This is a genomic window from Rhizobium sp. P32RR-XVIII, from assembly GCF_012641395.1.
GTDB lineage: Bacteria > Pseudomonadota > Alphaproteobacteria > Rhizobiales > Rhizobiaceae > Rhizobium.
The window spans coordinates 283,787-308,648 of sequence record NZ_JABAIH010000004.1 but is presented as its reverse complement, the minus strand read 5'-3'; the positions used below and the strand labels follow the sequence as shown (position 1 = coordinate 308,648).

Genomic DNA, 24,862 nt, shown 5'->3' with positions numbered 1-24,862 from the left:
GCGCTGCCGCCGCCCTGTTGTTGGCTTACGCGCTGACCTTGATCAGCTTGAAGGCGTCCGCCTTCACAACGCCACCGCCAACACGGCGACGGAGGTGGAAGCGGGTCTGGCCTTTGGTAGCGAGGCTGTAGGGGTCGCGAAGCAGCGACAGCGAGATGCGGTCAACGATGCGATAGCCCTGATTGAAGTCGCCCAGGACGATCGGCGTCGTGCCTGCGGAGACGTCCGGCATGTCCGGCAGCTCGGCGACCGGGCGGCCCAGGATGGTTTCAGGCTGGCCAGCCTGAAGGCCCGGCTGCCAAAGGAAGTTACCTTGGCTGTCCTTCAGCTTGCGGACAGATGCGAGCACCGTGGAGTTCATGCCCCACGTCGCATTTGCGCGGTAAGCGGCCGGCAGTGAATAGAAGGCGTCGATCATCTTGTCAGCCGGTGCAGTGCCCAGCGTCGAAGCGTTCCCGGTGACGATCGTTGCAATGCCGGTCTCGGCAAGGATGCCCTTGGGCTTACCGTTACCATCGCCGGAGACGAAAGCGGCACCTTCGAGACGGCCGAACTCTTCCGCACCGTCGAAGGCGACTTCGCCAGCTAGGTCGAAGGCGCTGTCTTCGAGCAGCTGGTTTGAGATGTCGACGAAGCACGCGGCTTCGAACGGCGTGAGCTTGACCTGATCATAGGTTGCTTGGGTGCCGGAGCGGTCAGCGGTCTCACCTACCCAAACGGCAGTCATGGTGCCGGTGCGCTTGGGCATGGTGACGTCCGCGCCGGCGATCTGCATGACGCGAGCATACTGGCGGACAGGCGAGAAGTTGACGATGCCCTTCAGGAGTTCGGCAACGAAGTTTTCCGGCACCAGGAAGCCACCGGCGCTGTCGGTGCTGACAGTCATCGCGCGGATTTCATCGGCCGAAAGGCCATGATCACCGCGACGTAGATAGTTGCCGAAAGCTCGCCGCTCCACCGGGATTTCGTTTTGCTGTTCGCCGCCACCTGGGCGAGACAGACGGGTTTCGAGCGCGCCAATGCGGTCGATCAGCGTGCGGACTTCTGCCGCGTGTGCCGTATGGGCGGTCTCGGCTGCACTGCGCAGCTCTTCGACAGCTGCGGTGGCGGCTGCCAACGGGTCAGCATTGTCGCCGGTGGCGCGGGTCTCGATCGGAAGCGCCGACCGGGTTTCGATTACGGAATGCTTAGTCACTTCAGTTTCCTTTCAGGGCACGGGTGGCCGCTTGGCACGCTGCGATGAATGCCGCTGCCGCCTCCTTGCCGGTTGAATTTTCATGTCTGACTTTGGTGATGCCGCTGCCCGGCACTGCCGGGAATGCGACGATGCTGATTTCGATCAGACGAGCTTCGAGGATGCGACGGACGCCATTGGCGCGACGTTCATCCTTTTCTGTGCGAAAACCGATCGAGAGGCCCTTCACATCGCCAGCCGCAACAAGGCTTCGAACTTCGAGCGCCTTCGCCACGGAGAGATTGAGTTTGCCCTTAGCAACAAGACCGTCATTGCGGACCTGGAACGTCGACCAGGAGCCGATGACGTTTGCCGGGTCATGAGACCAGAGCATCGGAACAGATCGACCTTCGAGACCGCGAAATGCTTCAGGCGCGAACTCCGATCGGTAGTTATCGACGGTATTGAAGCGGACGGCGACGCCCTCCACTTCGCCAGCTTCACCGACGTCGGAAAAGCGGACTTCGAAGTCCATGCAATCGTTATTCTTGGTCATCGGCCGGCACCTCTTCGGCGGGATTTGCAATGGGTTGCACCGGCGCGTCGGTCATGAGGGCGTCGAGCACGGGCATGGCAGCCATAAAAAGCGAAGCGACCGACAGGCGGCCGGCGTACGTCTTCACTAGCGTGCTGGCTTCCTTCGGTTCCATGCTGGCGCCAATCAGGCCCAAGCGAAGGACTTCGAGCAAATCATTGAGGCCGAAGTCGCTGCTAAGAAAGCGGCGGTAGATTGAGCCAATGCCGGCGCCGACCTTGCGTTCGAGCTCGATCACAAGTTCGGGCGGCAAATGAAACTCATATTCCGCGTCGCCGAAAAACTGTTTTACGGGCTGTCGATCGGTCATTGGTCACCTTCCTGGGCGTCTGCCTTCGGCTGGGCGGCCGGTCGCCCGGTGGTCGTGTAGGGGTTTTGCAGAACGTCGCCGCCGTCGATCTTGGGCAGATTGAGACCGGCGCGGACTTCATTGGCGGTCATGGCGCCCATCGAACGATATTGGCCGTACGCGGTCGCGCGAGACGCGAAGTCAGAACGGAGGAGCGCGTCTGTCAGGTGCTCGGCAAAGACCTTCTTGCGATCGGCTTCGTCGATCAGCTTCAGGCTGACTTCCGCTTCCCAGCGGGAAAGCCAGGGCGCGAGGCTGTAGGTCAAAAATTGCTGGCCACCGGTCTCGGCGTTCGCCCAAGTCTGCCGGCTATAGTCCATGAGAAGCACCGGCGGCACGCGAAGCACACGAGCGACTTCGTTAATCGAGAGGTTCCAGATTTCTAGGAATTGGCTGTCGACGGAAGTGAATTGCAGAGCTTTCCATTCCGCGCCCTGCTCCAGGACGGCAGTGCCGCCGGCGCTGCTACCAGACGTAGCGGCCAGCCAGCTCGCTTTGATGCGGGCAGCGACATCGGCGCCCAGCTTCTCTTTGAAGGACAGGATGCCGGACGGACGGCCACCATTGGAGAACAGCTTGGCGGCGTGACCTTGGAGCACGACCAGGAGACCAATTGCATCCTTGGCGTCGGTGAGCGGCGATCGGCCCTTGACGGCGTCTGTTGATAGTGTCGACGGGGCGCGGAGGTGCAGGACATCGGAGAAGGCCAGCCGGCGCGTCTGGTTGTTGCCGGTGGTCACCTTGTAGGAGGGTTCGCTTGTACTGGCGTCGATGTCGAGCGTCACGCTTGCCGGGTTAAGGCGGTGCAGCTCGACGGGCTTGTCGTTGCGGTCGCGGACGATGGCTGCGTAGCCATTGCCCCAAGCGACGGCATCGGCCGTGATAAGCTCGCGAAGTTGTCCGCCACCGGTCCAGGGATTGGCGGCTTCGTTCAAGAGCCGATCGGCCGCGCTGTCAGTGAAACGACCACGGCCGCCATCTTCCCGGCGCTCGTAGAGATGCAACGGGAGGCTAGACATGGCTTCGGCGATTGCCCTAACGCCCGACGACACGGCCGGGACCTGCAAAGCACTGATGGGCGTAATCACTACACCTGATAGTGAGGGCAAAGCGCCGAAAACTGTGAAGTCAAACGCGGTGGGCTCGGCAAGGCTACGAAGCTCGGTTACCGGTGCAACGGGTTGCAATTTTTCTATCGAATTCCGGCGAAACGAAAACATGTAGCAACACTCCAGGTTGCCATGTTTTACCCGTCCTAAGGTGTACAAGTCAAATCAAATAAAGATAATATGTATATATATCAAAGTGTTAGTCAACATTAAAGAGACAGAATAAGCAATTATAAATTGAACATGCCGCACAGCCTGGTCTGAACTATGCGGCATCAATACCATCCGGCAAAGGGAACTGAGAACAATGCTTTTAACGTCTGTTCATGAGCGCCATCGCGCCAAAGCTCGCAAGATTGACGACGAGCGAGGCCGCGATCTTGTCGACTTCGTCTTGCGCAGGATTGATGAATGGAGAGCGCTTGTCGCGGGTGCGTAACTGGTCGAATAGCATCAACTGCGCGACGAGGCGCGCGACAAGATTTCTGACCTCTTCGGCCATCACCTCTTCTGCGACGTTGTCGGGGTCTGCCGGACTGCCGAGCAAGGCATGCCGGACCACGTCCCAAAGGTGAGGCACGCTGATGGCGTCTTGGAGGGTGAGGCGAGCGAGGGCGTCGTCTTCCGGAAGATGTTCCAGCAGCGCGGATATGCTTTCGTCCATCATTTTTCCTTCCATTGTCGTTTGGTCCTTTGTGTAGCAACATTGAGATTAACGCAAGATAAAAACACTATAAATCTTTCATAGTGTCACATGGCTAAGTGTTCGTCAAATAGTTATTCACAGATTTTTCGTTTTGTACTTGACTTATGCGACGCACCGTTGGATCAATATGAGCCAACCAAAGTGAGGGACGTATGCCGCCACAAGACACAAAAACCCCTAATCCGCTGGAGGAGCGAGACATAATCTGGCTCGCTATAGGCCGGATTTGGAGACCGTATCTGACAACTGAGGAATTTGGCATCGTCGATTATATACTCGACAACTCCATTGCTCGCGGACGTTATACTTTTGCGGCGTCGTTTCAGCAGATGGAGACCGGCATTCGCGCCACGGACGGCAGCCCATGGCCCTGGACGCTCACCCCGATCAATCTAACCAAGGCGACGTTTTATCGGACGCTGGCAAAGCTGAAGGCGCGCGGATTGGTGTCTGCAGTGGTTTGCGGTGCTCGCTTCACCCGCTTCGAAATTAATCTCGATTGGCGGCCCGAAGCGGGAGTGCCATCCGCGATCGACGCGCTTTCATTTCAAGCCGAGGAGCTTTTCGCATGAGTGCCGCTGTCTATTCCGAATACAATAACGATAACTTCGATGATGCAGCGGGCTTTGAGCCCAGGCAGCGGCGTGGCGCGTGGGTTACTCACCCCTTCGCGGAACTGATCAATTCGCTATGTCCGATAAGCAGCTATGCCGTCTTGCGGGAGTTCGAATGGCTCGACCCCCATGACGTTGAAGCACTAGCTGACGCACTCAGATTTGGCTTCAATTTCGTTGAGGACGATTTCGAGCGGCACTTCGCGGAATATCTCGCAAGCGACGGAGCTTCACTGACGGGCGCTCGCATCATCCAGTTTATCAAGCGCAAGACTTTCCCGTTCGGAAAGCTTTTCGAGGCGATCACGCTGCCCACCTTCATAAACGGACCGCGTGGTTCGGATGGAACGCTACAAAAAATCAAGAAGCTTGAAACGGTCGTCACGCCTGAGCTCAACATCGATAAATCGAACTTGGAAAAAGCGATCATCAAACTTGTTGCCAGCGGAGTGATCGACCGAGCACCTTCCAACTGGCAGTCGCAAAGCGGGAGTGTCGCTTACGTCTATTGCGTGGTGCCGATACTACCGGCCTTGACTACTATGACCCATCGCGCCTTTGACCGTTTTGATAAAGCGCGCCCAGATCGAGCCTCTGGCGTTTTTGATCAATTGACGGAAATGATCAACGGAAAGTGGTCAGCGTTTCAGACTAATGTGCTGAGTGAACGTGAGCGCGCAAGCGAGCGCATTGCCAAGGCGGCGGCCAAAAAGGTCGGCAAGTCAGTGCAACGGGTTGCAGCAGCGTGATGGCCGCAAAATTGGGGGATAAAGTGTTGGCGGAATAACCGCCAATATGGCGGTTATTCGGGTTATGTGCGTGGTGTCCTGGCACCATAGGCGTGGTGTCGGAACACCATAGGCGTGGTGTCTGGACACCATGGGGCATGGTGTCGGGTCACCATAGTAAGCTTAGAGAATACAAGCTCTGAATTTTAAGCCAGGAATACTCCCACTACCGGTTCGCTTCGCTCCCGGTGAACGTTTTTTCAGAAGAAGAGCTAACCCCGAGAGGTATTCTTATTCTTGCCTTTTGCCCCCGAGCCCTCCCCCTGAGCGGTGACTTCTGCTATAAAAACCATAAGTTATAGGGGCCGAGGATGACGACAGAAATCAATGATCCGCGCATGAGCAGATGGAGCCACCTGCCTAAGCATTTCCAGAAACGGTATGCGAATATCGATCCATCTCGCTTTCAATTCACGCCGCTACGTTCGCCAACCCGATCGGCATCGAACGTCGTCCGGTTCGCTGATCACGTCCGCCCGATGAAAGCCGGCACGCCATCCACGGGGCAAAGCTGCGAGATACTTGCCTTCCCTCGCTGAGCGCCCAGTATGCGCGTTTGTGAGCTGCGACGGGTCAATTCCTCATCCATTACTATCCGCGCTCGCGGGTGAGGCTCTATGGCGGAAACCCAAATCCAGCGCCGTCCGTCTTGACTTACCCACATTATTGCTACACAACTGCACCATAGCGCAGACATTTATATGTTGATTTTGCTGGATTTTTTGGAATTGTTCGGATTTCCCTCCGGGCCCACCAAACCACTCCTAAGTGGTTGAAATTCGACAAAAAGTAAAATCAACATCGCACTCGCCGTACAAACTGCTGAGCGCTGTTTCTTTCCGTCGCCGGCGCTTAAGATCATGTCGCCCCGCGGCTGGACACGCAGGCGGCATCCTTAGCAGAATCCATGTCAGACCAAAGTCCGATCCTGCGCTAGCGTCACAGTTTGGCCCAATTTCCTATAATTTTTAGGGGTGCTTCGATACTTCAATCCGCTCCGCCCGGAACGGAACGAACAACACACAGGTGATTGCACGAATGTCATTGGGACTATGCTCCGGCGAGCAGGGTCTCGAGGTTGAGGAGATCCATGTCCCATGCACGCGAATTGCCACTTGATGGACTTCGGACTCTTGCTATTTCAATGGTGCTCTACGACCATTTCTGGGCAACCGGGGGATCCGTTTTAGGCCATCTTGGCGTTCGCCTCTTCTTTGTGCTCAGTGGTTTCCTGATTACACGCCTCCTCTTGGAAGCGCGTTCAACCGTTCGATATGAACCGACCACTGCGTTGAAATCCTTCTATATTCGCCGCGCGTTGCGCATATTCCCTCCTTACTTTGCGGTTCTGGGTTTCGTTTGGTTTGTTAACCTTGAAGGAGCTCGAGGTAGCCTCAAGTGGCACGCGCTCTATCTCTCGAACTTCTGGTATGCCCTCCGCGATGAATGGGCGCCCTGGGTGTTGTGTCACACCTGGAGCCTCAGCATAGAGGAGCAGTTTTACATCGCCTGGCCGCTGGTCATGCTGCGGGCTCCGCGCCGATTGATTGCACCGGTCTGCGTCGCTGTCATCACGTCTTCACTGGCGTATCGCCTCTACTGGCCACTGACGGGCACACCATCTCTTGCGCGCGATCTTCTTCCGCCCGCGTCGATGGATGCGCTTGTCGGAGGCGCGCTCCTTGCCGTCTATCGACGCACTACCGACGTTTGGCCACAATGGATGCGGCTAAGCTGGCTTCCCTTGACTGCCGCCGCCATCATTTTCCTGTGGCTAAAATCAGTCCCCATGGCACCCGCGCTTGAATGGCTGACATGGATCGGCGCGGAGCTTTCGCCCCTCGTACCCTTCGTCATGCTCGTCGGATATGGTTCGTCAGGCTTGCGAGGAGCCCCCCGCCGCCTGCTACAACTCCCCCCCATCGTCGCCATCGGACGCGTCAGCTACGGCGTTTACCTTTTCCATCCAATTGTGCTTTCGCTGCTCGTCAAGGCTCAAGCCTGGATCCCAGTCGACGTCTCAGAACAGGGTCCGGGACGTTTTGCGGTCGGAACCATTGCCACATTGATGGTCGCTTCGATTTCCTGGCTGGCCTTCGAGAAGCCGCTCAACCAGCTCAAACGTCACTTTCCTTATGTCAGCTCCAAAAGCCGCGCGCCATCGCCTGTCGAGGCGAGCGAGGCGGCAGGGACCTGAACATGAAGCGTCCGCGAATATGCCATTGCCGCAGCGTCCCAGAGCGCTGGTTCCCGATAACAGGAGAGCTGAACGATGTCTGAACCATTGGTCTCTGTGGTGCTCCCTGTCTACAACGCTGAAGCCTACGTGGCCGCTGCGCTCGAAAGCATTCTGCGTCAGGAGTACTCGCACCTTGAAGTGATCGCGCTCGATGACGGCTCCACCGATCAGTCGCTGGCCATCCTCCAACGGCACCAAAAAGCCGACGACCGCATCCGCATTGTCTCGAGGGAGAATCGCGGGCTTATTGCGACTTTGAACGAGGGCATCGCTCTGGCCAACGGTGATCTAATCGCCAGGATGGATGCAGACGATATTTCCTATCCATCGCGGTTTTCACGCCAGGTTGCCTTGTTTGCGCAACGGCCTGAGCTCGCGATTAGTGGTACGGGCATCGATCAGCTTGTCGGCAATCGAGTGGTACTCGGCAAACCAGATCCGGTCTATCAGTCCGGGGAGTGGCACATACTGTCGATGTTCTTTACGATCTTCATGCACTCGACCGTGATGTACAACCGCAAGGTCATCCCCGACGGCATGCTGGTATATGATGCCGGCTATGTCCACGCGGAGGACTTCGATCTCTTCAGGCGCATCGCACGAGAGCTTCCAGCCGCCATGATCGATGAGAGCCTGGTCGCCTATCGTATTCACGACGACAGCGTCACCAGCAGGCACAAGCAGCAAATGCGCCGAACCCACCTGAAGATCGTTACCGAGAATCTCGGGCAGCAATTTCTTGGCGACGATCCCGACGCCCTTCGTGACATCGGCACTGCCGTCACTTGCGGGACGGTACGCCGGGCCGCAAATTGCATCCTAACGATAGACCGAAAAATTGCCGCGCAACTGGAGCCGACATCCTCCAGCTATGCGGACGGAGCCTTGTGTCTCTTCTACTTCCTGTATCGGTTGATTGTCGATGCGCAGCAACCGGAGCTAACGCACGACTTTCTCGCGCGAACCGGAAAGTGGCAGGTTATCCGACGTCGAGAACGATACGGTCTTCACTCCGCCCTCCGCTCGCCATTGTTGGGCCGGATGTCAGATCGCGCAACCCGGCGACTGGACGCGCTGGTACGTTACTGTCAGTCGGTGCGCATCGAAACCGTACAGCCGCTTAGCGGGCTCGCAGGAGCACCGCAAAATCCCGCGCTCTCGTCCGGCTTCTGAGGTCACAACCGCCATGCTAGAATTCGTTACGTCAAGTCTTCGGCTTTTGCGTCAGGCGCTGGGCGCGCGGCTGAGCCTGGTTGCGGTTGTCGTTGTTTTAGGGCTAAGCAGCGCCGTCCTTGAAGGCACAGGCATTGGTCTCATCATTCCGATGCTGGGTATTATCGCCGGCGATAAGGATCCCTCGGGACTGGCCGGCCTCTCAGCGGCCTTCCAGCAAGTGGGTGCCGGCTTGGATGACCGGACAAGGCTGATTGTGATCGCAGGCGCCATCCTGGGATTGATCATCCTGAAGAATGTCCTAGCGTTCGCCAACGCCGTGCTCACCAATTTCATCTATGGGAAAGCTGGCCATGCAATCCGAAGCTCTCTTGCCGGCCAGCTTTTGACGATTGGATACCCGTTTTTCCTCCAGCAAAGCCCTGGGCGGCTGCTGAACATCATCTCCACCGAATCCTGGCGGGCTTCGGATGCAATACAATCTGTCCTCGCGTCGATCGTCTACGCATCGGCAGCCGTCATTTTGCTCGCCTTCCTCTTGCTTCTTTCGTGGCAGATGACATTGGGCGTCGCACTTGGGCTTGTTCTCATTCAGGCTATTCACGCAGCCCTGTCAGCCACTCTGAAAGCCCTGAGCCGCAATGTCACTTCGTTCAACAGCGAACTTGCCGCCCGGATGCTCCATCTCGTGCACGCCGGGCGATTAATCCGTGCATTCGGACAGGAACAGCGCGAGAAAGCATTCTTTGATTCCGCTTCGGATGCCGTGCGCAAAGCAGGGTTCGTTCTACAATCCCGCCAGGCAGTACTGCCTCCGCTAACCGAAGTGCTGCATTCGGCTCTTTTTCTAACCGTCGTCGTGAGTGCCTGGGTTTGGGGCGTAAGTTTTCCGATTATCGTGGCTTTCGTGGTCCTGCTTTATCGGCTGCAACCGCATGTACGTTCGCTGCAAATGGCATGGAGCCAGGTGCAAAGCTGGAGCGGTTCGCTGGAAGAGGTCAGGTGGCTCTTGGATTCGTCTGACAAACCGGCGCCGCCATCAGGAAACCGCGTGGTTCCCGCACTCCCCAAACAGATCAAATTCGACCGCGTGAGTTTGAAATATCCAGGCTCCGGCTCGCGACCTGTGGTGCTGCGCGGCGCGACCTTCGAAGTCCGCCAAGGCCGGTCAACGGCAATTGTCGGACGATCCGGCGCTGGAAAAACCACGATCGTCAATCTTCTGTGCCGATTTGTGGAACCCGATGAGGGAAACATTATGATCGACGGCGTCTCACTCAATAAAATCGATCCTGTCCTATGGCGAAGACGAATTGCGCTCGCCAGCCAGGACCTCGAGCTGGTTGAGGGTACGATCCTGGAAAACATTACCTATGGTCACAATGCATCGCTCGCCGAGGCGGAGAGCGCATCGAAGCTCGCTGAGGCGCACGAGTTCATCGAGAAGCTGCCTGACGGATATGAGACTCTCGTCGGCTACAGGGGAGCCAGTCTTTCGGCGGGGCAACGGCAGCGGGTCGCGCTAGCAAGGGCCTTGGTGCGTGATCCGGAAATTCTGATTCTGGACGAGGCCACGAACGCCATGGACGGATTGTCCGAAGCCGCAATCGTTGAGACCTTGAAATCGAGAGCCGGTCGTCGCACGACAATCGTCATCAGCCATCACCGCAGCACCATTTCATTTTGCGACGAAGTCGTCATACTCGATGGTGGCCGGGTTAGGAATCAGATCCCCTTTGCCGAGGTCGCGACATTGAGCATGGACCAGCTCTACGAACATGAAGGGCTGTCGTCGTAGGCGGGGGGCTACCACTCCCGACTAAAGGATTAGGGAGCCCCCGCAAAGTCACCGCCATCAGTATCGACATATGAGCATCGAAGACGGCTGCTAATTCTCAGCGCACTTGCAGCCTTGTCGCGCACTTTGCTGGCGCCTTATTCCAGTCCGCCAACTCCGAGCAGGCGTTCAACCGTATCGTGATCCTTTGCCAGCTCCGATGGCGTACCCACCCAGGCAAGCCGGCCGCGCTCGAGGATGATGACGTGATCGGCGAAGTCGAGCGCGCTCTGGATGCGCTGCTCAACGAGCAGGATTGTCATGTCGCCTGCCTTGGCGAGTTCCGCGAAGGCCGCCATCAGTTCCTCGCAGATGACGGGAGCCAAGCCCTCGAGCGGTTCGTCGAGCAAGAGCACGGATGGACGGCCGAGGATCGTGCGGGCGGTGGAGAGCATTTGCTGCTCGCCGCCTGAAAGCTGGCTGCCGAGGTTGCGGCGGCGCTCCTTCAGGCGCGGAAACATGACGTAGGCTTCTTCGAGCGCGCCTTTCGGCCGGCCCTTGAGGCCGACGAACAGGTTCTCTTCGACCGTCAGGGTGGGAAATATGCAGCGCGCCTGCGGCACATAGCCGAGCCCATGATGGGCACGGGTGGCGCTCGGGGCCGTGGTCAGATCCGCGTCGCCAAGCCGGATGCGGCCGTCATAGCGCTTCGTCTGGCCGGCAAGCGTCGCAAGCAGCGTCGTCTTGCCCATGCCGTTGCGGCCGAGGACGGCAAGGCGCTGGCCGGCGGGCACAGAGAAGGAAACGCCTTCGAGCACCTTTGTCGGGCCATAGCCGGCAGAGAGATTTTCGACCTCAAGCGGCAGGGCTGGCATGGGCATAGCTCCCGAGATAGGCCTCGCGCACGCGAGCATCCTTGGTGACGTCGGCGGGCAATCCGTCGAAGATGATGGTGCCGGCCGCAAGAACGATGACGCGCTTTGCGAAACGGAAGACGAGGTCCATGTCGTGCTCGATCATCAGCACGGCAAGATCGGCGGGCAGGTCGGCAAGCGCCTGCTCGATGCGGCCGGTATCGCTTTGCGGCACGCCGGCCGCGGGCTCGTCGAGCAGAAGCACCTTCGGCTTCAAGGCGAGCGCCACGGCGATTTCCAGCAGCCTTTGCTGGCCGTAGGCGATCTCGCCGACCTTGCTGTGCATCAGGGCCGCCAAGCCGAGTTTGTCGAGAAGCTCATCGACCTCGGCCATCACGTCGGGCATCGCGAGAAAATTGCCGAAGAGCCGGCCAGTGCGCCCTTCCCTGCGAAGAACGGCAAGCGCCACGTGCTCCGCCGGTGTCATATCCTGGAAAAGGCGGGTCACCTGAAAGGAGCGGACAAGCCCCCGCCTGACGCGGCCGATCGCGTTGACCTTCGTGACCGTTTCGCCGCCAAGCCGGACTTCGCCCGAATCCGGCGGCAGGTTGCCGGTGACGAGGTTGACGAAGGTGGTCTTGCCGGCGCCGTTCGGGCCGATCAGCGCGATGCGGTCGCCGGGCGCCATCGCGAGAGAGACGTCGTTGGTGACGGCAAGGCCGCCAAAAGCCTTCCTGAGGTTGGAAACTTCGAAAACCGGGGTCATGGGCGCGCCTCCTTGCGGCGGGCGATATAGACGGCGGCCGTTCCGTAGATCCCCTTCGGGGCGAAGAGCACGACGGCAATCAGCAGTGCCCCCAACATCGTCAGCCAGTGAAAGGGATTGGCGGCGGAGACGTAATCCTCGAAGAGCATGAAGATGATCGTTCCCGACAGCGCTCCGAAGAGCGAGCCGGTGCCGCCGAGCACCAGCATGACCAGCGCCTCGGCCGACTGGGTGAAGGAGAGGCTGTCCAGGCCGACGACCTGCGTCGAGATCGCGTTCAGCGCACCGCCGGCACCCGCAACCACGCCCGCGATGACATACATCCTGAGGAGAGCCGCCGTCGGCGACGCTCCCATGGCACGGATGCGCAAGGAATCCTCCCGGATCCCGCGGCAGAGCATGCCGAAGGGCGAGCGCACGAGAATGCGCAGCAGCACGAAGGCGATCAGAAGCAGGGCAACACCGAAGAAATAGGCGGTGTGGCCGTAGAGATCGAATTCGAAGGTGCCGAAGACGGGATCGGGCGAGATGCCGGAAAGCCCGTCGCTGCCGCCCGTCCACGAGGAAGCCTTGTTGGCGAATTCATGGAAAAGGTAGATCAGCGAGATCGACAGAACGAGCTGCGGCAGCCCATGCGCGCGAAGGATGATGGCGCCGCAGAGAAGGCCAGCGGCCGCACCGCCGGCCAGACCGGCAAGCGTCATCGCCAGCGGATCGTTGATCCCATAATGCGCCGAGAGAATGCCTGCGGCATAAGCGCCGGAACCGAACAGGGCGGCATGGCCAAGGGTGGCGATACCGCAATAGCCGGTCACGAGGTCGAGGGACAGCACCAGGAGGGCCATCGCGATGATCCGGGTGAGAAGCGCCAGATTGTCGGGAAAGAGGACATAGCCGATTGCTGCTGCGACGACGATAGCGGCAATGCCGGCAAGATCGCGGCTGAGCGCCCGACGGCGGCGCTGAATGAGGACAGCCTTGTCGTTCATGGCAAGCGTCATGTCAGTGCACCCGTCCGCCGAGGCCGCGCGGGAAGATGCAGATGATCCCGATCACGGCAAGATAGAAGAAGAACTCGCCGAACTCCGGCATGAGATAGCGCCCGGTCGTATCGATCGCGCCGAGAAGCAGGCAGGCAATCAGGGCACCGGGGATGGATCCGGCCCCGCCGACCGAGACCACGACAAGGAACGTCACCATGTATCGAAGGGCGTAGTAGGGCTCGATCGGCAGCAACTCGGCGCCGACGACGCCACCGAAGGCAGCAAGGCCGACAGCGACGGCGAAACTGACGGCATAGATGACTTCCGTGCGCACGCCGAGCGCAGCCGCCATGGGGGCATTGTCGACGGAAGCGCGCAGCTTCACACCGAAGCTCGTCCGGTCGATCATGAACCAGAGCACCAGCGCCACGGCAAGCCCGCAGACGATAGCAAAGAGGCGGTGAACGGGGATCGTGCGGAAACCGATATCGGCCGATCCTTGCAGGGCCGCCGCAAGCGGAATTGTCTTCAGCGTCGGACCCATGAGGTAATTCGCAATGCCGATGATGCAAAAGGTGATGCCGATCGTCATCAACACCTGCGTGAGCTCAGGTGCACCGTAGATCCGGCGGTACAGAAAGCGTTCGATGGGGATGGCGATGACGATGGTCGCAGCAACTGCGGCGACCACTGCTGCAGCATAGCCAAGTCCAAGGTCACGGGCGACATAGGAGGCGACATAACCGCCGATCATCGCAAAGGCGCCGTGGGCAAGGTTGACGACACGCATCAGGCCCATGGTAACCGAGAGGCCGATGGATATGACGAACAGCACCATGCCATAGGCAAGCGCGTCGACGGCTATGCTGAAGACTGTCTGCATGGAAATATCCCGGTGTTATGCGGCGGCCTCGCCTGCCCATGCGGTTCCGGCGGGATGGATCCCGCCGGGTCCGTCGCAGTTTCGAGGGGCCAGATATTACTTCGCGGCCGCAAGGCCCGGATCGCCCTGCTTTTCGAAGGTCTGGACTTCCTTGTTGATGTAGGTCCCGTCAGCGGCCTTGGCGACCTCGCGCAGGTAGATGTTCTGCGTGATGTGGCGGCTTTCCGGATCGATCGAAACCGGACCGCGCGGGCTCGTCCAGGAAAGCCCCTTCACGGCATCGACAGCCTTCTGCGCATCCTGCTTGCCGCCGGTCGCTTCGATCATCTTATAGATGACATACATGCCGTCATAGGCGCTGACGGCCGGGAAGGAAAGCTCGGCCTTGTTGCCGATTGCTTTGGCTGCGGCCTCGACGAAAGCCTTGTTTTCCGGCGAGTCGTGCGAGACGGCATAGTGGAATGTCGTCTGGATGCCGAGCGCCGCATCGCCGAGCGCCGGCAGATCGGATTCCTGCGTCAGGTCGCCCGGGGCGAAGAACTTGATGCCGGCGTCCTTGAGGCCGTTTTCGTTATAGGCCTTGACGAAGCCAAGCGTCGTCGGGCCGGAGGGCAGGAAGGCGAAGACGCCCTGCGCGCCGGAATCCTTGATACGCTGCATGATCGGGCTGAAGTCGTTGGTGGTGAGCGGCATGCGGATCGCCTCGACCACCTGCCCGCCAGCCTTTTCGAAGCCGGCCTTGAAGGCGTTTTCGGCATCGACGCCCGGGCCATAGTCGCTGACCACCGAGATCACCTTTTTCACGCCACTGTCGAACGCGACCTTGGCGATCGGCGTCGAGGTCTGCCAAGTGGTGAAGGAGGTGCGCACGACGAGCGGGCTCTTCGTCACGATCGCCGAGGTGGCGGCGTTCATGATCACCATCGGCACGTTGCCCTGCTTCAGGATCGGAGTGACGGCCATGGCGTCGGGCGTAAAATAAAAGCCGGCGAGATACTGCACCTTCTCTTTGACGATGAGATCCTGCGCCTGCGCTTTCGACTGGGCCGGATCGGCCTGCGGCACATCGCGATAGATGATCTCGACGGTGTCATCGCCGACCTTGTTGCCGTTCATCGCCATGTAGGCGTCGATGCCGGCTTTGAAATTCTTGCCTTGTAGTGCGAACGGACCCGAAAACGGTCCGATGACCCCCACCTTGATCGTGTCGGCGTAGGCTGCGCTGCTCATGACAATTGCCGCAACGGCGGCTAGAACAAGCTTCTTCATGGTTCCTCCCCTGGATATTTGACCGGCTGGCGTGGAGCCAGCCATGCTTGGTTTCAGTCTGTCATTCAAAACGGTAATGTAAAATGAAATAAGCCCCTGAATTCATAATTTTGCGGTGATGATTTCAGGTGCATCGGAAGTGCCGGGCCGAGCGAAAACGGTCTCCCGTTTCCTCGCGGTCGGCAGCAGACGATCTCGATCGGCGGAAGGCGGGACATCATCAATAGGCCAGCCCCACGTAGTTTTCCGCCAACGCCGTCGAGGCAGCGCGGGAATGGACGAGATAATCGAGTTCGGCCTCTTGGATCTTCTGGTCGAAATCGCTCGTATCGGGAAAGCGGTGCATCATGGTCGTCATCCACCAGGAGAAGCGAACAGCCTTCCAGACACGGGCGAGCGCACGCGCCGAATAGGCGTCGATGCCGGTGTTGGAATGGTCCTGGTAGTGTTCGACAAGGCCCGAAAAGAGATAGTGTACGTCGCTTGCCGCGAGATTGAGCCCCTTGGCGCCGGTCGGCGGCACGATATGGGCGGCATCGCCCACCAGGAAGAGCCGGCCGAAGCGCATGGGCTCAGCGACGAACGAGCGGAGCGGAGCGATCGACTTCTCGAAGGAAGGTCCGGTACTCAGCGCCTCGGCATGGTGGACAGGCAGGCGCCGCCGCAGCTCGTCCCAAAAGCGCTCGTCGCTCCAGTCCTCGATCTTCTCGTCGAGGGAGCATTGAATATAGTAGCGGCTGCGGCTTGCCGAACGCATGGAACAGAGCGCGAAGCCGCGCGGGTGGTTGGCGTAGATCAGCTCGTGATTGACGGGAGGCACGTCGGCAAGGATGCCGAGCCAGCCGAAGGGATAGACCTTTTCGAAAGTGCGGATCGATTTCTGCGGTACGGCCTTGCGGGAAACGCCATGGAAGCCATCGCAGCCTGCAATGAAATCGCAGTCGATCCGATGCGTTACGCCGTCTTTTTCATAAGACACATAAGGAGAATGCCCGTCAAAATCGTGCGGCTGGACATTGGCGGCCTCGTAGACCGTCGGGGCACCGCTGATTTCGCGCCGCTCCATCAGGTCGCGGGTCACTTCCGTCTGGCCATAGACCGTGACGCGCTTGCCGCCGGAGAGGCCATGAAGGTCAATGCGATGGTCGCGCCCGTCGAAGGCCAGTGAGAAGCCATCATGCGGCAGGCCTTCGGCATGCAGGCGTGCACCGGCCTTCGCTTCGTCCAGCAGACCGACCGTGCCCTCTTCCAGCACGCCGGCCCGCACGCGGCCGAGAATGTAGTCTTTGCCCACCCGATCAAGAATGACGTTGTCGATGCCGGCTTCCGTCAGAAGCTGACCGAGCAGCAGACCCGAAGGTCCCGAGCCAATGATGGCGATCTGGGTCCGCAACCGCTTCCTCCCTGCAACCTCACGTTTTGACAAACTCTGCCCGTTAGCGCTGGAGGCAACAATGGACATTCCAGCCGAAAAACTGCACTAATCGAACATTGGTGGCGGAGGAGACCAATGGCGAGACATGTTCCGACCTATGAGCTTTACGGCGAAAACACCGGGAAGGAGCCGTATTTTTGGCTGCATTGCGAAACGATTCCCTCTCGCAGCAGTCTCCACCACTGGGAAATCCGGCTTCATCGCCATGAGAGTTTCTTTCAGATATTGTACATCGAGGCTGGATCAGGCGATGCGACTTTTGGTGAAGTCAGCCACGCCATTCGTCCGCCCGCCGTCGTGACTGTTCCTCCGAGGCTCAATCACGGTTTCCGCTTCTCGCGCGATATCGACGGCCTGGTGATCACGATCGTGAGCTCTCAGCTCAGCCATCTGCACAGTCATCGAAGCCGTCTTGGCGAATGGCTCGCTGCACCGCACCTCACGCCGCTCGATCCAGGAAGTGCCGATGCCGCCTATGTGATGCAGACGCTCGAGCGTCTCGGCAAAGAGTATGAGGACCGCCGCAGCGGCCGGCACGAGCTGCTCGATTCCTATGTTTCCATGGCTCTGCGGCTCACGGCGAGAATCTCCCACGAAGGAGACCCCAACCACCTTTCAACAGACGAAAACGAACGCCGCATCGAGCTTTTGAACGGCATGATCCTGCAGCACTTCCGTTCACATAAGCCGGCCTCCTTCTACGCCAGGGAACTTGGCGTCTCGCCGACGCATCTCAACCGCATCGTGCGATCAGTGACAGGAAACACCGCAAGCGAGCTGATTGCCGGCAAACTCATCGATGAAGCGAAACGGGAACTCGTCTTTACGCTCGGATCCGTGCAGGAGATCAGCTATCGGCTTGGTTTTGCAGACCCTGCTTACTTCTCGCGCTTTTTCTTCAAGCATACAGGTGAAACGCCGCGAGCCTGGCGCAGGATGGAAAAGAGCAGGCTTGATAGAGGTTGATCTCGGTTACGCGCACATCTTCCGCCAATAAGCGGCATTAGGGAAGCACTTCCCCGGGGCTGGCCTGTGCCCTGAAGCTGTCGCGGAACACGGCAAGGTCTTCGGCACTGATATCGGATATCGCCCAGAAGACCAGACCATCGCTCGACCATTCGCTCATATTGTAACCGTCGCGCGCGACGCGGCCCTGCGTCGCCGGCGCATCCGGCCATATGAAGAGATTGATCACGTGGCCGCGGGCCCGGTAGATGAGCGCCGCGACGACCTTTCCGTCGACGTAGTCGACCCTGCCTCCAATCAGGGGAAAGCCCTGCCCTGCCAGATCGACGACCGGCGGCGAAAAATCGATCTTGCCGTTGAACCAGGGCTTGACTGTATGCCGGTCCGAGGTCTGCACGTCCGCCAGATGATCGGCAAGCAGGGAGCGGACATGGCTCGCGATAATCTGATCCTCGACGGCAGCATCTCGATGCGGTGCATTGATGAACAGAAAAGCACTCGCTGCCAGTGCGGCCAGCGACGGCACGAGGCTCCATTGCCGGATAATGCGCAGTGCGCGCGCCCAGATGCCTCTATCTGCCGCGGCTGGGTTCCAGCCGCTGCCCGTCACGGCATGTTCCAGTGATATGCCGCCGAGCACCCGCGAGCGCACCTCTTCGGGCATGCTCCACTTGACGCCGGGCTGGCCTACGACCCTCCGCATCGCCGCGACCCTTTCCAGCTCCACCCCGCAGGACGCGCAACCCGCGAGATGCGCCTCGAACTGCGCGGCGTGAACGGCATCTAGCTCCCCATCGACGAAGCCGTTGAGCATGACACCCCATTCGGGGCAGCCCTTCTGTTGCTCGCCGCTCATCGCTTCGCCTCGCCCTTTTCCAAGGCCAGCCAGGCATTGCCGAATTCGTCGCGTGCCCGTGCAAGCCTGGACATGACAGTGCCGATAGGCGCGTCGATGATTTCCGCTATCTGCCGATAGGAAAGGCCTTCGAGCTCCCGCAGCACCAGCACCTCGCGCATGGGATCCGAAAGAGCGCCGATCACCTGCCGCACACGTTCCGCCTCGCTTCTGCGGATGATCGACATCTCCGGCGTGTCGTCGTCCGATGGGACCTGGTATGTCGCGGAATCGGCCTCGTGGGCATGCGCATCCTCCGCCATTGGCACTTCGAAACGTGCCTTCTGCCGGCCATCAAGCAACCAGGCGCGATAGCAGTTCCTTACGATCGCGAACGTCCAGGCGCGCGGATCACCGCCCCGATACCCCTCGAAGCCGCGGTAAGCGCGCAGGAAGGCTTCCTGAACGATATCGCCCGCCGCATCGGCGTCGCGGCTGAGAAAACGGGCAAAATTATAGGCGTCGTCAAGATGCGGGAGGATGGTTCTCCGGAACCGCTGCATCGTCTCGGTCGATGCAGCCGGCATATGCGCCGCCGCTTTCGCATCCCGCGACGATCGCTCCGTCTCCACTGACATGGTCACGGCAGCGGACACAGCCTCGACGAGCAAAGCCGCTGCCCGGATGGCAAGCGCAATCGGCCGATGATGGTTCCATGCGAAAGGCCGGCGCTCGAAGGAGAACGGATTGATCTCAGCCTCTGTCATCATCTTCCCGGACTCCACCGCTCCGTTCGCTCGACGCACGCATAGGCATATCTTCTGCAGGCTAGATCACTCAGCCTGTTATTTTATTCCGTCCAGATACCGCTTTTTTGAAGGCCGGCAGCCGCGGTTCCTATGCCGTTGAAAAAATCTCCCATCCGTTTCATCGGCTTATGCAGATTGCCCGATATCTCGGGAATAACGGTTGAGGGTCTCCGATCTTGTTCGACAGCGGCACCCGTTCCGGGGCTTCCGCTGACGCAGTTCACGCAACGAGAGGAGACTTGCGATGTTCATCATGACGCGCCGTACCGTTCTCAGCACCGCTGCCGCAGGGGCGGCTTTCGGTCTTGCTTCGAAACTGGAATTCGTTTCGCCGGCCTTTGCCAATACGCCTGACGAACCAGAGGTCGGCTTCTACAGATACAGGGTCGGATCGGTCGAGGTCACCGCCGTCTATGACGGCATCTGGCGCAAGCCGCACGACCCGGCCTTCATCAAGAACGCATCGATCGAAGACACCAAGGAGGCCCTCGCCAAAGCCGGACTTCCGACCGAGTTCATGCCGATTCCGCTCACCGTCGTCGTCCTGAAGATCGGCGATCGGCTGATCATGATGGACGCCGGATCGGGCGTCGGCCAGTGGCAGGCGAATGCCACGCATCTGCCCGCCAACATGATGGCGGCCGGTATCGACTACACGAAGATCAACACGATCGCGATCTCGCATTTCCATCCGGATCATGTCTGGGGGTTGATGGAGAAAGGCACCAATGCGGCCGTCTTTCCGGATGCCGAGTTGATCGTCAACGCGGCGGAATATAATTGGTGGACGGAGCCGGGCCGTGTCGAAAAGCTCGCGGAAGGCAGAAAGCCGGCAGGCAAGCGCATCGCCGAGGTATTTCCGAAATGGAAGAACTGGAGGCTTGTCGAGGACGGCGCCGAGGTGGCGCCCGGCGTCCATATCGTCGCCGCGCCAGGGCATACGCCCGGTCACTCCGTCTATCTGGTCGATGGCGGAAGTGAACAGCTGATGGTATCCGCCGACATCATGTACGTGCCGGCGCTGCTCGCTCCGCATCCGGAATGGCAGGGGGCCTACGATCAGGACGGACCGATGGCGATCGACACGCGCCGCAAGCTCGTCGACCGCGTGATCGCCGACAAGATCGCGATCTGCGGCTCGCATTTTCCGTTCCCGGGGTACGGCACCTTCGTCAAGGACGGCAACGCCTACGGCTTTACCCCTACCATCCAGGCTTGAGAGAAGGAGAAAAGACCATGAAGAGGCATATTCTGACTGGAGCGATCATCCTGATGGCGGCCGTCGCCGCGGTTTCGGCGGTCAAGGCCGTCCCGGCCTTTGCCGTCGACAACATCGAATCGACGAACGCACCGGATTTGACGTCGGTGCGCGCCAAGATCGCTGCCAGGGATTATCAGGGTGCGCTCACAGAGCTTCGCGGCCTTGCGGAGGATACCCAGCAGGCCGATGTTTACAACCTGCTTGGCTTTGCCCTGCGCAAGACAGGCGACTACAGGACATCGCTCACCTATTACACCAAGGCACTGGAGCTCGAGCCCGACCACAAGGCCGCCCGCGAGTATCTAGGCGAGCTCTATGTCGAAACCGGCGATATGGCCAAGGCCAACGAACAGCTCGAACGGCTGACGAAGCTCTGCCCGAACGGCTGCGAGGAGCGCGACGATCTGGCCAAGGCAATCGCCGAGAAGGTCGCGATGCAAAAGGCGAGCAACTGACGATCAGCGAGAGCAGGCGGTGCGCCGTCTGCTCTCGCCCCCGAGGGCGGCAGTCAGCAACGGGGGCACTTAGCCCCGATGGTCGAAGAGCTTCTTGTACTGCCGTGGCTGGGATCGCAAATATTGATCTGGCGCCGTAACGGTCTCGTTGAAATGCGCAGCCGCATGCCAGGGCCACCTGGGATCATAAAGGATCGCCCGCGCAAGAGCGATCAGATCCGCGTCGCCGGTACTGACGATCGCCTCGGCCTGCTCGAACTCGGTGATCAATCCAACGGCGATCACGGGCATCCGCACCGCCGCCTTCACCTGTCTGGCAAACGGTACCTGGTAGCTCGGGCCGATCGCAATCTGCTGGTCGGCCGAAAGGCCTCCGCTTGAAACGTGAATAGCGCTGCACCCGCGCGCTTCGAGCGCCTTGGCGAACTCGATGGTCTCCGAAACATCCCATCCGCCGTCGACCCAATCCGTCGCAGACACTCTCATCGTAACGGGGCGGCCGGCGGGAAAAGCGTCCCGCACGGCGTCGAACACTTCCAAGGGGAAGCGCATCCGGTTTTCCAGCGAGCCTCCGTATTGGTCGGTTCGCTTGTTGGACAACGGCGATAGAAACTGATGAAGAAGGTACCCGTGTGCGCCATGGATCTGAACGGCGTTCAAGTCCAGCGCCGCAGCCCGCCTGGCGGCAGCCGCGAAAGCGGACCTGACTCGCTCCAGCCCGTCGCGATCCAGCGCCTCCGGGCGATCGTATGACGGCTGGAATGGCAGGTCGCTTGGGGCAACCGTCTTCCATCCGCCGGGTTTGCCGGGAGGAATTTGGCCGCCGCCCTTCCATGGAACCTCGCTCGAGGCTTTTCGCCCCGCATGGCCGAGCTGTATCGCGATCGGCATATCGGACCAGCGGCGTATGGAATCCAGAACGCGTCCCATGGCAAGCTCGGACTCGTCCGAATAGAGCCCGACATCGCCGTAGGATATCCTGCCTTCCGGCGTCACGGCCGTGGCCTCGATCGTCAGAATGCCAGCGCCCGATGCGGCCAGGTTGCCGAGATGCATGAGATGCCAGTCGGTCATCTTGCCGTCTTCGGCCGAATACTGGCACATGGGCGCAATGACGATGCGGTTCTTGAGGGTCAGCCCGCCGATTTCGAAAGGCGAAAAAAGTTTCGTTCCGCTCACCTGGTTTCTCCAAACATTTCGATTCCAACCGTCGTTCGACAGCAAGCTGCGCTTCTACGCCTGACCGCGCAAAGGAGCAACGACACGATGCTGTGAGTGGCGAATCGATATCGACCGCAAGCACCGGATCATTCGATGAGAAGGCGTTGCCTAGCCGGCAATCAGGTTTGATCGGGGAGGAAGGAAAGCGGCAATCACCGTCGCGAACGCACCCCGTTCCCTTTCGAGAACGGAGTGGCATTCATCTCAGGAAAGAAAAGCCCGCCTTGGATGGCGGGCGTTTCATTACTGCTGCGCTGGCGGGTTCGCCGGTGGCGTTGCTGGGGTCGCCGGTGGCGTTGCTGGCGCTGGCTCCGTGGCCGGCGGAGTTGCCGCTGGCGGCGTGGCTGGCGCTGACTCGCTTGCTGGCGGAGTAGCGGGCGCAGTCGACGTGGCCGGCGGTGTGGTTGTGGTCGTTTCGCCGGCGGGCGGCGTGGCTGGCGTTTCGCTTCTGCGAGGCCAGTAGATCGCTGCCAGGGCGATGATCAGAACGACAACCGCAATACCGATCCACATTGTCCATGGCGAACGACGCTCGGTGGTCGGCGTCGTACGCAGATCGGGGCCGGGTCGATTGAAATCATTGGTCATAGTAGTCCTCCTGTACACTCTGAAACTACCAAGTGCATAAAAGGTTCCATGCAATGCTACGAAGCGAGACCTCGGATCCGAGAGCAGCCCGATTCGCAAGGTCAGTATACCATCTGCCCTTCTCCTCCCCACCACAAAAAAGGAGAAATTCCACAGTAGAAGGATGATTAATGTCAGCATCGCTACTGTGAGGGCATCCGCCTGCAATGTTTCCGGCTCCGGCGGTAGCGTATAATTTCAAGAACCGAAGCCCGTGGAGAAAAGCATGTCCGATCAGTGGCCGATGTTCATTCTGCAATCGATCGTCATTTTCGGCCTTGTCGGGGCGCTCTTCATTCGCGCCTGACGCTTTACTGAACCTCCGCCCTTGCTCTTGGCCGCGTATCGTTGCGCTCCCAGGAGAAGATGGCGCGTGGCAAGGGCTCACGCCCACGGATGATATCCGCTCCTTTTTCGCCGACCATGATCGTCGGACCGTTGGTATTGCATGAAGGAACACGCGGCATCACGGAGCTGTCGCACACACGCAGTCCTTCCAGCCCCCTCACCTTCAGGTCGAGCCCGACGACCGCCGCGCCATCCGTGCCCATCTTGCAGGTCCCGACCGGATGGTGATCCGTCTTAGCATTGGCGCAGCCATAGTCGAAAAGCTGCTCGTCAGTGGCGACGCCGGTTCCCGGAAGCCTTTCCTCCAGTACGTAGGGCTTCAACGCCGCTTGCTGCATGATCTCGCGAGCGATCTTCAAGCCCTCGAGCGACATCGCCCGGTCATGCGGGTCGCTCCAGTAATTCGGATCGATCAGCGGCGCCGCTGCCGGATCGGCGGACGAGAGGCGAACGGTGCCGCGCGAGCGGGGATGCAGATAGGCGGAGTTCAATGTCACCCCAGCGTTCTTCAGCCTGGCAACGCCCGCCTCGATGCCGGAGCCGAGGCCGAGATGGAACTGGATATCGGGCGAACGCGCATCAGGATCCGCATACCAGAAGCCGCCGGTTTCAAAGAGCGAGGATGCCACGGGCCCAGAGCGGAAGAGCACATATTGCAGTCCCGCCCACAGCGTGCGGTGTAGCTTGGCGACGCCGTCATAGGTGTGGTCGCCGGTGCATTCGGAGATGACGAACAGATCGAGGTGATCCTGCAGATTGCCGCCGACGCCGGGCAGATCATGCTTGACCGCCACGCCCGTCGCTCTCAGATGGTCCGCAGGCCCGATGCCGGATTGCAGCAACAGCTTCGGCGAGCCGATCGCGCCGGAAGAAACCAGCACCTCGCGCTCGGCCCGGATGATCTCGGTGCCGTTGCGGCCGGCAACTTCGACGCCGACGGCCTTTCTGCCTTCGAGCACGATCCTCGTCACGGGCGCATTCATCCGGACGGTGAGGTTCTTCCGGTCCCTGATCGGCGACAGATAGCCAAGCGAGGCCGACGAACGGCGGCGGTCGCGCTGCGTCAGCTGATAGAAGCCGACCCCGGCCTGGCGACGGCCGTTGAAATCGTGATTATAGGGGATCCCCAGCTCCTGGCCGGCCCGGATATAGGCGTCGCAGATCGGCAGCGCGGAAACCGGCATCGAGACGCCGAGCGGCCCGCCATAGGCGTGGTAGTCGTCGGCAAAACGCTGGTTGTCCTCGGCGCGTTTGAAATAGGGCAGAACCGAGCGATAATCCCAGCCCTCACAGCCGTCCTCGCTTGCCCAGAGGTCGTAGTCGGCGGCATTGCCGCGTGTATAGAGCTGCGCATTGATCGACGAACCGCCGCCGATCACCTTGGCCTGCGTATAGCGAAGCACCCTGCCCTTCATATGCTTCTGCGGCACCGTCTCCCAGCCCCAACTGGCGACACCCTTCGTCATTTTCGCAAAGCCGGCCGGCATGTGGAACAGTGGGTTCCAATCGCTGCCGCCCGCTTCCAGAAGCAGCACCTTGACCTCCGGGTCCTCGCTCAGCCGGTTTGCGAGCACGCAGCCGGCAGGTCCGCCACCGGTAATGATGTAGTCATATGCCATCTCAACT

The 24,862-nt window shown here is 59.9% G+C and carries 24 protein-coding genes; 8 read left to right on the top strand and 16 right to left on the bottom strand.

Annotated elements, in window-relative coordinates; all coding sequences use genetic code 11:
- Positions 1 to 25 precede the first annotated feature (25 nt).
- The 5 genes from HGP14_RS14700 to HGP14_RS14680 all read right to left on the bottom strand — a co-directional run bounded on the left by HGP14_RS14700 (position 26) and on the right by HGP14_RS14680 (position 3,891).
- Positions 26 to 1,195: a phage major capsid protein gene (locus HGP14_RS14700; protein WP_168830603.1), complete on the bottom strand. Its 1,170-nt coding sequence runs from the start codon at positions 1,193 to 1,195 to the stop codon at positions 26 to 28.
- A 1-nt stretch (position 1,196) separates the two neighbouring features.
- Positions 1,197 to 1,730: an HK97 family phage prohead protease gene (locus HGP14_RS14695; RefSeq protein WP_168830602.1), complete on the bottom strand. Its 534-nt coding sequence runs from the start codon at positions 1,728 to 1,730 to the stop codon at positions 1,197 to 1,199.
- On the bottom strand, positions 1,717 to 2,079 hold the full coding sequence (locus tag HGP14_RS14690; protein WP_168830601.1) for a gene transfer agent family protein: 363 nt from the start codon (positions 2,077 to 2,079) through the stop codon (positions 1,717 to 1,719). Before HGP14_RS14690 ends, HGP14_RS14695 begins: the two co-directional genes overlap by 14 nt.
- Positions 2,076 to 3,338: a phage portal protein gene (locus tag HGP14_RS14685; protein WP_246704461.1), complete on the bottom strand. Its 1,263-nt coding sequence runs from the start codon at positions 3,336 to 3,338 to the stop codon at positions 2,076 to 2,078. Before HGP14_RS14685 ends, HGP14_RS14690 begins: the two co-directional genes overlap by 4 nt.
- Before the next feature lie 202 nt (positions 3,339 to 3,540).
- Positions 3,541 to 3,891, bottom strand: coding sequence for a hypothetical protein (locus HGP14_RS14680; protein WP_205927167.1), 351 nt, complete (start codon positions 3,889 to 3,891; stop codon positions 3,541 to 3,543).
- A 371-nt stretch (positions 3,892 to 4,262) separates the two neighbouring features.
- Between HGP14_RS14680 and HGP14_RS14675 the strand changes: the two genes are divergently transcribed.
- From HGP14_RS14675 to HGP14_RS14655, 5 genes are all read left to right on the top strand, one after another.
- Positions 4,263 to 4,505, top strand: a complete 243-nt coding sequence (locus HGP14_RS14675) for a hypothetical protein (RefSeq protein ID WP_168830598.1) — start codon at positions 4,263 to 4,265, stop codon at positions 4,503 to 4,505.
- Positions 4,502 to 5,296, top strand: coding sequence for a hypothetical protein (locus tag HGP14_RS14670; protein ID WP_168830597.1), 795 nt, complete (start codon positions 4,502 to 4,504; stop codon positions 5,294 to 5,296). Before HGP14_RS14675 ends, HGP14_RS14670 begins: the two co-directional genes overlap by 4 nt.
- Positions 5,297 to 6,479: 1,183 nt before the next feature.
- A complete protein-coding gene (locus tag HGP14_RS14665) occupies positions 6,480 to 7,532 on the top strand; it encodes an acyltransferase family protein (protein WP_409527079.1) in 1,053 nt (350 codons plus the stop codon).
- 75 nt (positions 7,533 to 7,607) lie between these two features.
- Entirely contained in the window at positions 7,608 to 8,747 is a 1,140-nt protein-coding gene (locus HGP14_RS14660; protein WP_168830595.1) for a glycosyltransferase family 2 protein, read from the top strand.
- 13 nt (positions 8,748 to 8,760) lie between these two features.
- The gene (locus HGP14_RS14655; RefSeq protein ID WP_168830594.1) at positions 8,761 to 10,545 is read left to right on the top strand and encodes an ABC transporter ATP-binding protein; all 1,785 of its coding nucleotides are present in this window, start codon (positions 8,761 to 8,763) and stop codon (positions 10,543 to 10,545) included.
- Positions 10,546 to 10,682: 137 nt separating this feature from the next.
- Here the strand turns inward: HGP14_RS14655 and HGP14_RS14650 are convergent, their stop codons facing one another.
- The 6 genes from HGP14_RS14650 to pobA form a co-directional block, all read right to left on the bottom strand.
- Positions 10,683 to 11,399 carry an ABC transporter ATP-binding protein gene (locus tag HGP14_RS14650; RefSeq protein WP_168830593.1) on the bottom strand — a complete coding sequence of 239 codons (717 nt, stop codon included), beginning with the start codon at positions 11,397 to 11,399 and terminating at the stop codon, positions 10,683 to 10,685.
- On the bottom strand, positions 11,380 to 12,144 hold the full coding sequence (locus tag HGP14_RS14645) for an ABC transporter ATP-binding protein (RefSeq protein ID WP_168830592.1): 765 nt from the start codon (positions 12,142 to 12,144) through the stop codon (positions 11,380 to 11,382). The genes HGP14_RS14650 and HGP14_RS14645 overlap by 20 nt, the downstream gene beginning before the upstream one ends.
- Entirely contained in the window at positions 12,141 to 13,145 is a 1,005-nt protein-coding gene (locus HGP14_RS14640) for a branched-chain amino acid ABC transporter permease (protein ID WP_168830591.1), read from the bottom strand. The genes HGP14_RS14645 and HGP14_RS14640 overlap by 4 nt, the downstream gene beginning before the upstream one ends.
- 1 nt (position 13,146) lies before the next feature.
- Positions 13,147 to 14,010: a branched-chain amino acid ABC transporter permease gene (locus HGP14_RS14635; RefSeq protein WP_168830590.1), complete on the bottom strand. Its 864-nt coding sequence runs from the start codon at positions 14,008 to 14,010 to the stop codon at positions 13,147 to 13,149.
- Positions 14,011 to 14,106: 96 nt separating this feature from the next.
- Positions 14,107 to 15,279 carry an ABC transporter substrate-binding protein gene (locus HGP14_RS14630; protein ID WP_168830589.1) on the bottom strand — a complete coding sequence of 391 codons (1,173 nt, stop codon included), beginning with the start codon at positions 15,277 to 15,279 and terminating at the stop codon, positions 14,107 to 14,109.
- Positions 15,280 to 15,499: 220 nt separating this feature from the next.
- Positions 15,500 to 16,672 carry a 4-hydroxybenzoate 3-monooxygenase gene (gene pobA / locus HGP14_RS14625; RefSeq protein WP_168830588.1) on the bottom strand — a complete coding sequence of 391 codons (1,173 nt, stop codon included), beginning with the start codon at positions 16,670 to 16,672 and terminating at the stop codon, positions 15,500 to 15,502.
- A 117-nt stretch (positions 16,673 to 16,789) separates the two neighbouring features.
- Between pobA and HGP14_RS14620 the strand changes: the two genes are divergently transcribed.
- Positions 16,790 to 17,680: a helix-turn-helix domain-containing protein gene (locus HGP14_RS14620; RefSeq protein ID WP_168830587.1), complete on the top strand. Its 891-nt coding sequence runs from the start codon at positions 16,790 to 16,792 to the stop codon at positions 17,678 to 17,680.
- A gap of 37 nt (positions 17,681 to 17,717) precedes the next feature.
- On the opposite strand, the gene HGP14_RS14615 is transcribed toward HGP14_RS14620, so the two are convergent.
- Entirely contained in the window at positions 17,718 to 18,536 is an 819-nt protein-coding gene (locus HGP14_RS14615; RefSeq protein WP_168830586.1) for an anti-sigma factor family protein, read from the bottom strand.
- The gene (locus HGP14_RS14610) at positions 18,533 to 19,285 is read right to left on the bottom strand and encodes a sigma-70 family RNA polymerase sigma factor (protein ID WP_168830585.1); all 753 of its coding nucleotides are present in this window, start codon (positions 19,283 to 19,285) and stop codon (positions 18,533 to 18,535) included. Before HGP14_RS14610 ends, HGP14_RS14615 begins: the two co-directional genes overlap by 4 nt.
- Positions 19,286 to 19,568: 283 nt before the next feature.
- Between HGP14_RS14610 and HGP14_RS14605 the strand changes: the two genes are divergently transcribed.
- Together HGP14_RS14605 and HGP14_RS14600 are read left to right on the top strand one after the other, a co-directional pair.
- A complete protein-coding gene (locus HGP14_RS14605) occupies positions 19,569 to 20,543 on the top strand; it encodes an MBL fold metallo-hydrolase (RefSeq protein ID WP_168830584.1) in 975 nt (324 codons plus the stop codon).
- A gap of 17 nt (positions 20,544 to 20,560) precedes the next feature.
- The gene (locus HGP14_RS14600; protein WP_168830583.1) at positions 20,561 to 21,040 is read left to right on the top strand and encodes a tetratricopeptide repeat protein; all 480 of its coding nucleotides are present in this window, start codon (positions 20,561 to 20,563) and stop codon (positions 21,038 to 21,040) included.
- A gap of 69 nt (positions 21,041 to 21,109) precedes the next feature.
- Here the strand turns inward: HGP14_RS14600 and HGP14_RS14595 are convergent, their stop codons facing one another.
- From HGP14_RS14595 to HGP14_RS14585, 3 genes are all read right to left on the bottom strand, one after another.
- A complete protein-coding gene (locus HGP14_RS14595) occupies positions 21,110 to 22,219 on the bottom strand; it encodes an NADH:flavin oxidoreductase/NADH oxidase (protein ID WP_168830582.1) in 1,110 nt (369 codons plus the stop codon).
- A gap of 285 nt (positions 22,220 to 22,504) precedes the next feature.
- Positions 22,505 to 22,849, bottom strand: a complete 345-nt coding sequence (locus HGP14_RS14590; RefSeq protein ID WP_168830581.1) for a hypothetical protein — start codon at positions 22,847 to 22,849, stop codon at positions 22,505 to 22,507.
- A 350-nt stretch (positions 22,850 to 23,199) separates the two neighbouring features.
- Positions 23,200 to 24,855, bottom strand: coding sequence for a GMC family oxidoreductase (locus HGP14_RS14585; RefSeq protein ID WP_168830580.1), 1,656 nt, complete (start codon positions 24,853 to 24,855; stop codon positions 23,200 to 23,202).
- Between the last annotated feature and the right edge of the window lie 7 nt (positions 24,856 to 24,862).

Excerpts from the sequence above, each read along its gene's own strand:
- HGP14_RS14695 (WP_168830602.1), bottom strand. The coding sequence starts at position 1,730 with ATGACCAAGAATAACGATTGCATGGACTTCGAAGTCCGCTTTTCCGAC.
- HGP14_RS14690 (WP_168830601.1), bottom strand. The coding sequence starts at position 2,079 with ATGACCGATCGACAGCCCGTAAAACAGTTTTTCGGCGACGCGGAATAT.
- HGP14_RS14685 (WP_246704461.1), bottom strand. The coding sequence starts at position 3,338 with ATGTTTTCGTTTCGCCGGAATTCGATAGAAAAATTGCAACCCGTTGCA.
- HGP14_RS14680 (WP_205927167.1), bottom strand. The coding sequence starts at position 3,891 with ATGGACGAAAGCATATCCGCGCTGCTGGAACATCTTCCGGAAGACGAC.
- HGP14_RS14675 (WP_168830598.1), top strand. The coding sequence starts at position 4,263 with ATGGAGACCGGCATTCGCGCCACGGACGGCAGCCCATGGCCCTGGACG.
- HGP14_RS14670 (WP_168830597.1), top strand. The coding sequence starts at position 4,502 with ATGAGTGCCGCTGTCTATTCCGAATACAATAACGATAACTTCGATGAT.
- HGP14_RS14665 (WP_409527079.1), top strand. The coding sequence starts at position 6,480 with ATGGTGCTCTACGACCATTTCTGGGCAACCGGGGGATCCGTTTTAGGC.
- HGP14_RS14660 (WP_168830595.1), top strand. The coding sequence starts at position 7,608 with ATGTCTGAACCATTGGTCTCTGTGGTGCTCCCTGTCTACAACGCTGAA.
- HGP14_RS14655 (WP_168830594.1), top strand. The coding sequence starts at position 8,761 with ATGCTAGAATTCGTTACGTCAAGTCTTCGGCTTTTGCGTCAGGCGCTG.
- HGP14_RS14650 (WP_168830593.1), bottom strand. The coding sequence starts at position 11,399 with ATGCCAGCCCTGCCGCTTGAGGTCGAAAATCTCTCTGCCGGCTATGGC.
- HGP14_RS14645 (WP_168830592.1), bottom strand. The coding sequence starts at position 12,144 with ATGACCCCGGTTTTCGAAGTTTCCAACCTCAGGAAGGCTTTTGGCGGC.
- HGP14_RS14640 (WP_168830591.1), bottom strand. The coding sequence starts at position 13,145 with ATGACGCTTGCCATGAACGACAAGGCTGTCCTCATTCAGCGCCGCCGT.
- HGP14_RS14635 (WP_168830590.1), bottom strand. The coding sequence starts at position 14,010 with ATGCAGACAGTCTTCAGCATAGCCGTCGACGCGCTTGCCTATGGCATG.
- HGP14_RS14630 (WP_168830589.1), bottom strand. The coding sequence starts at position 15,279 with ATGAAGAAGCTTGTTCTAGCCGCCGTTGCGGCAATTGTCATGAGCAGC.
- HGP14_RS14620 (WP_168830587.1), top strand. The coding sequence starts at position 16,790 with ATGGCGAGACATGTTCCGACCTATGAGCTTTACGGCGAAAACACCGGG.
- HGP14_RS14615 (WP_168830586.1), bottom strand. The coding sequence starts at position 18,536 with ATGAGCGGCGAGCAACAGAAGGGCTGCCCCGAATGGGGTGTCATGCTC.
- HGP14_RS14610 (WP_168830585.1), bottom strand. The coding sequence starts at position 19,285 with ATGATGACAGAGGCTGAGATCAATCCGTTCTCCTTCGAGCGCCGGCCT.
- HGP14_RS14605 (WP_168830584.1), top strand. The coding sequence starts at position 19,569 with ATGTTCATCATGACGCGCCGTACCGTTCTCAGCACCGCTGCCGCAGGG.
- HGP14_RS14600 (WP_168830583.1), top strand. The coding sequence starts at position 20,561 with ATGAAGAGGCATATTCTGACTGGAGCGATCATCCTGATGGCGGCCGTC.
- HGP14_RS14590 (WP_168830581.1), bottom strand. The coding sequence starts at position 22,849 with ATGACCAATGATTTCAATCGACCCGGCCCCGATCTGCGTACGACGCCG.
- HGP14_RS14585 (WP_168830580.1), bottom strand. The coding sequence starts at position 24,855 with ATGGCATATGACTACATCATTACCGGTGGCGGACCTGCCGGCTGCGTG.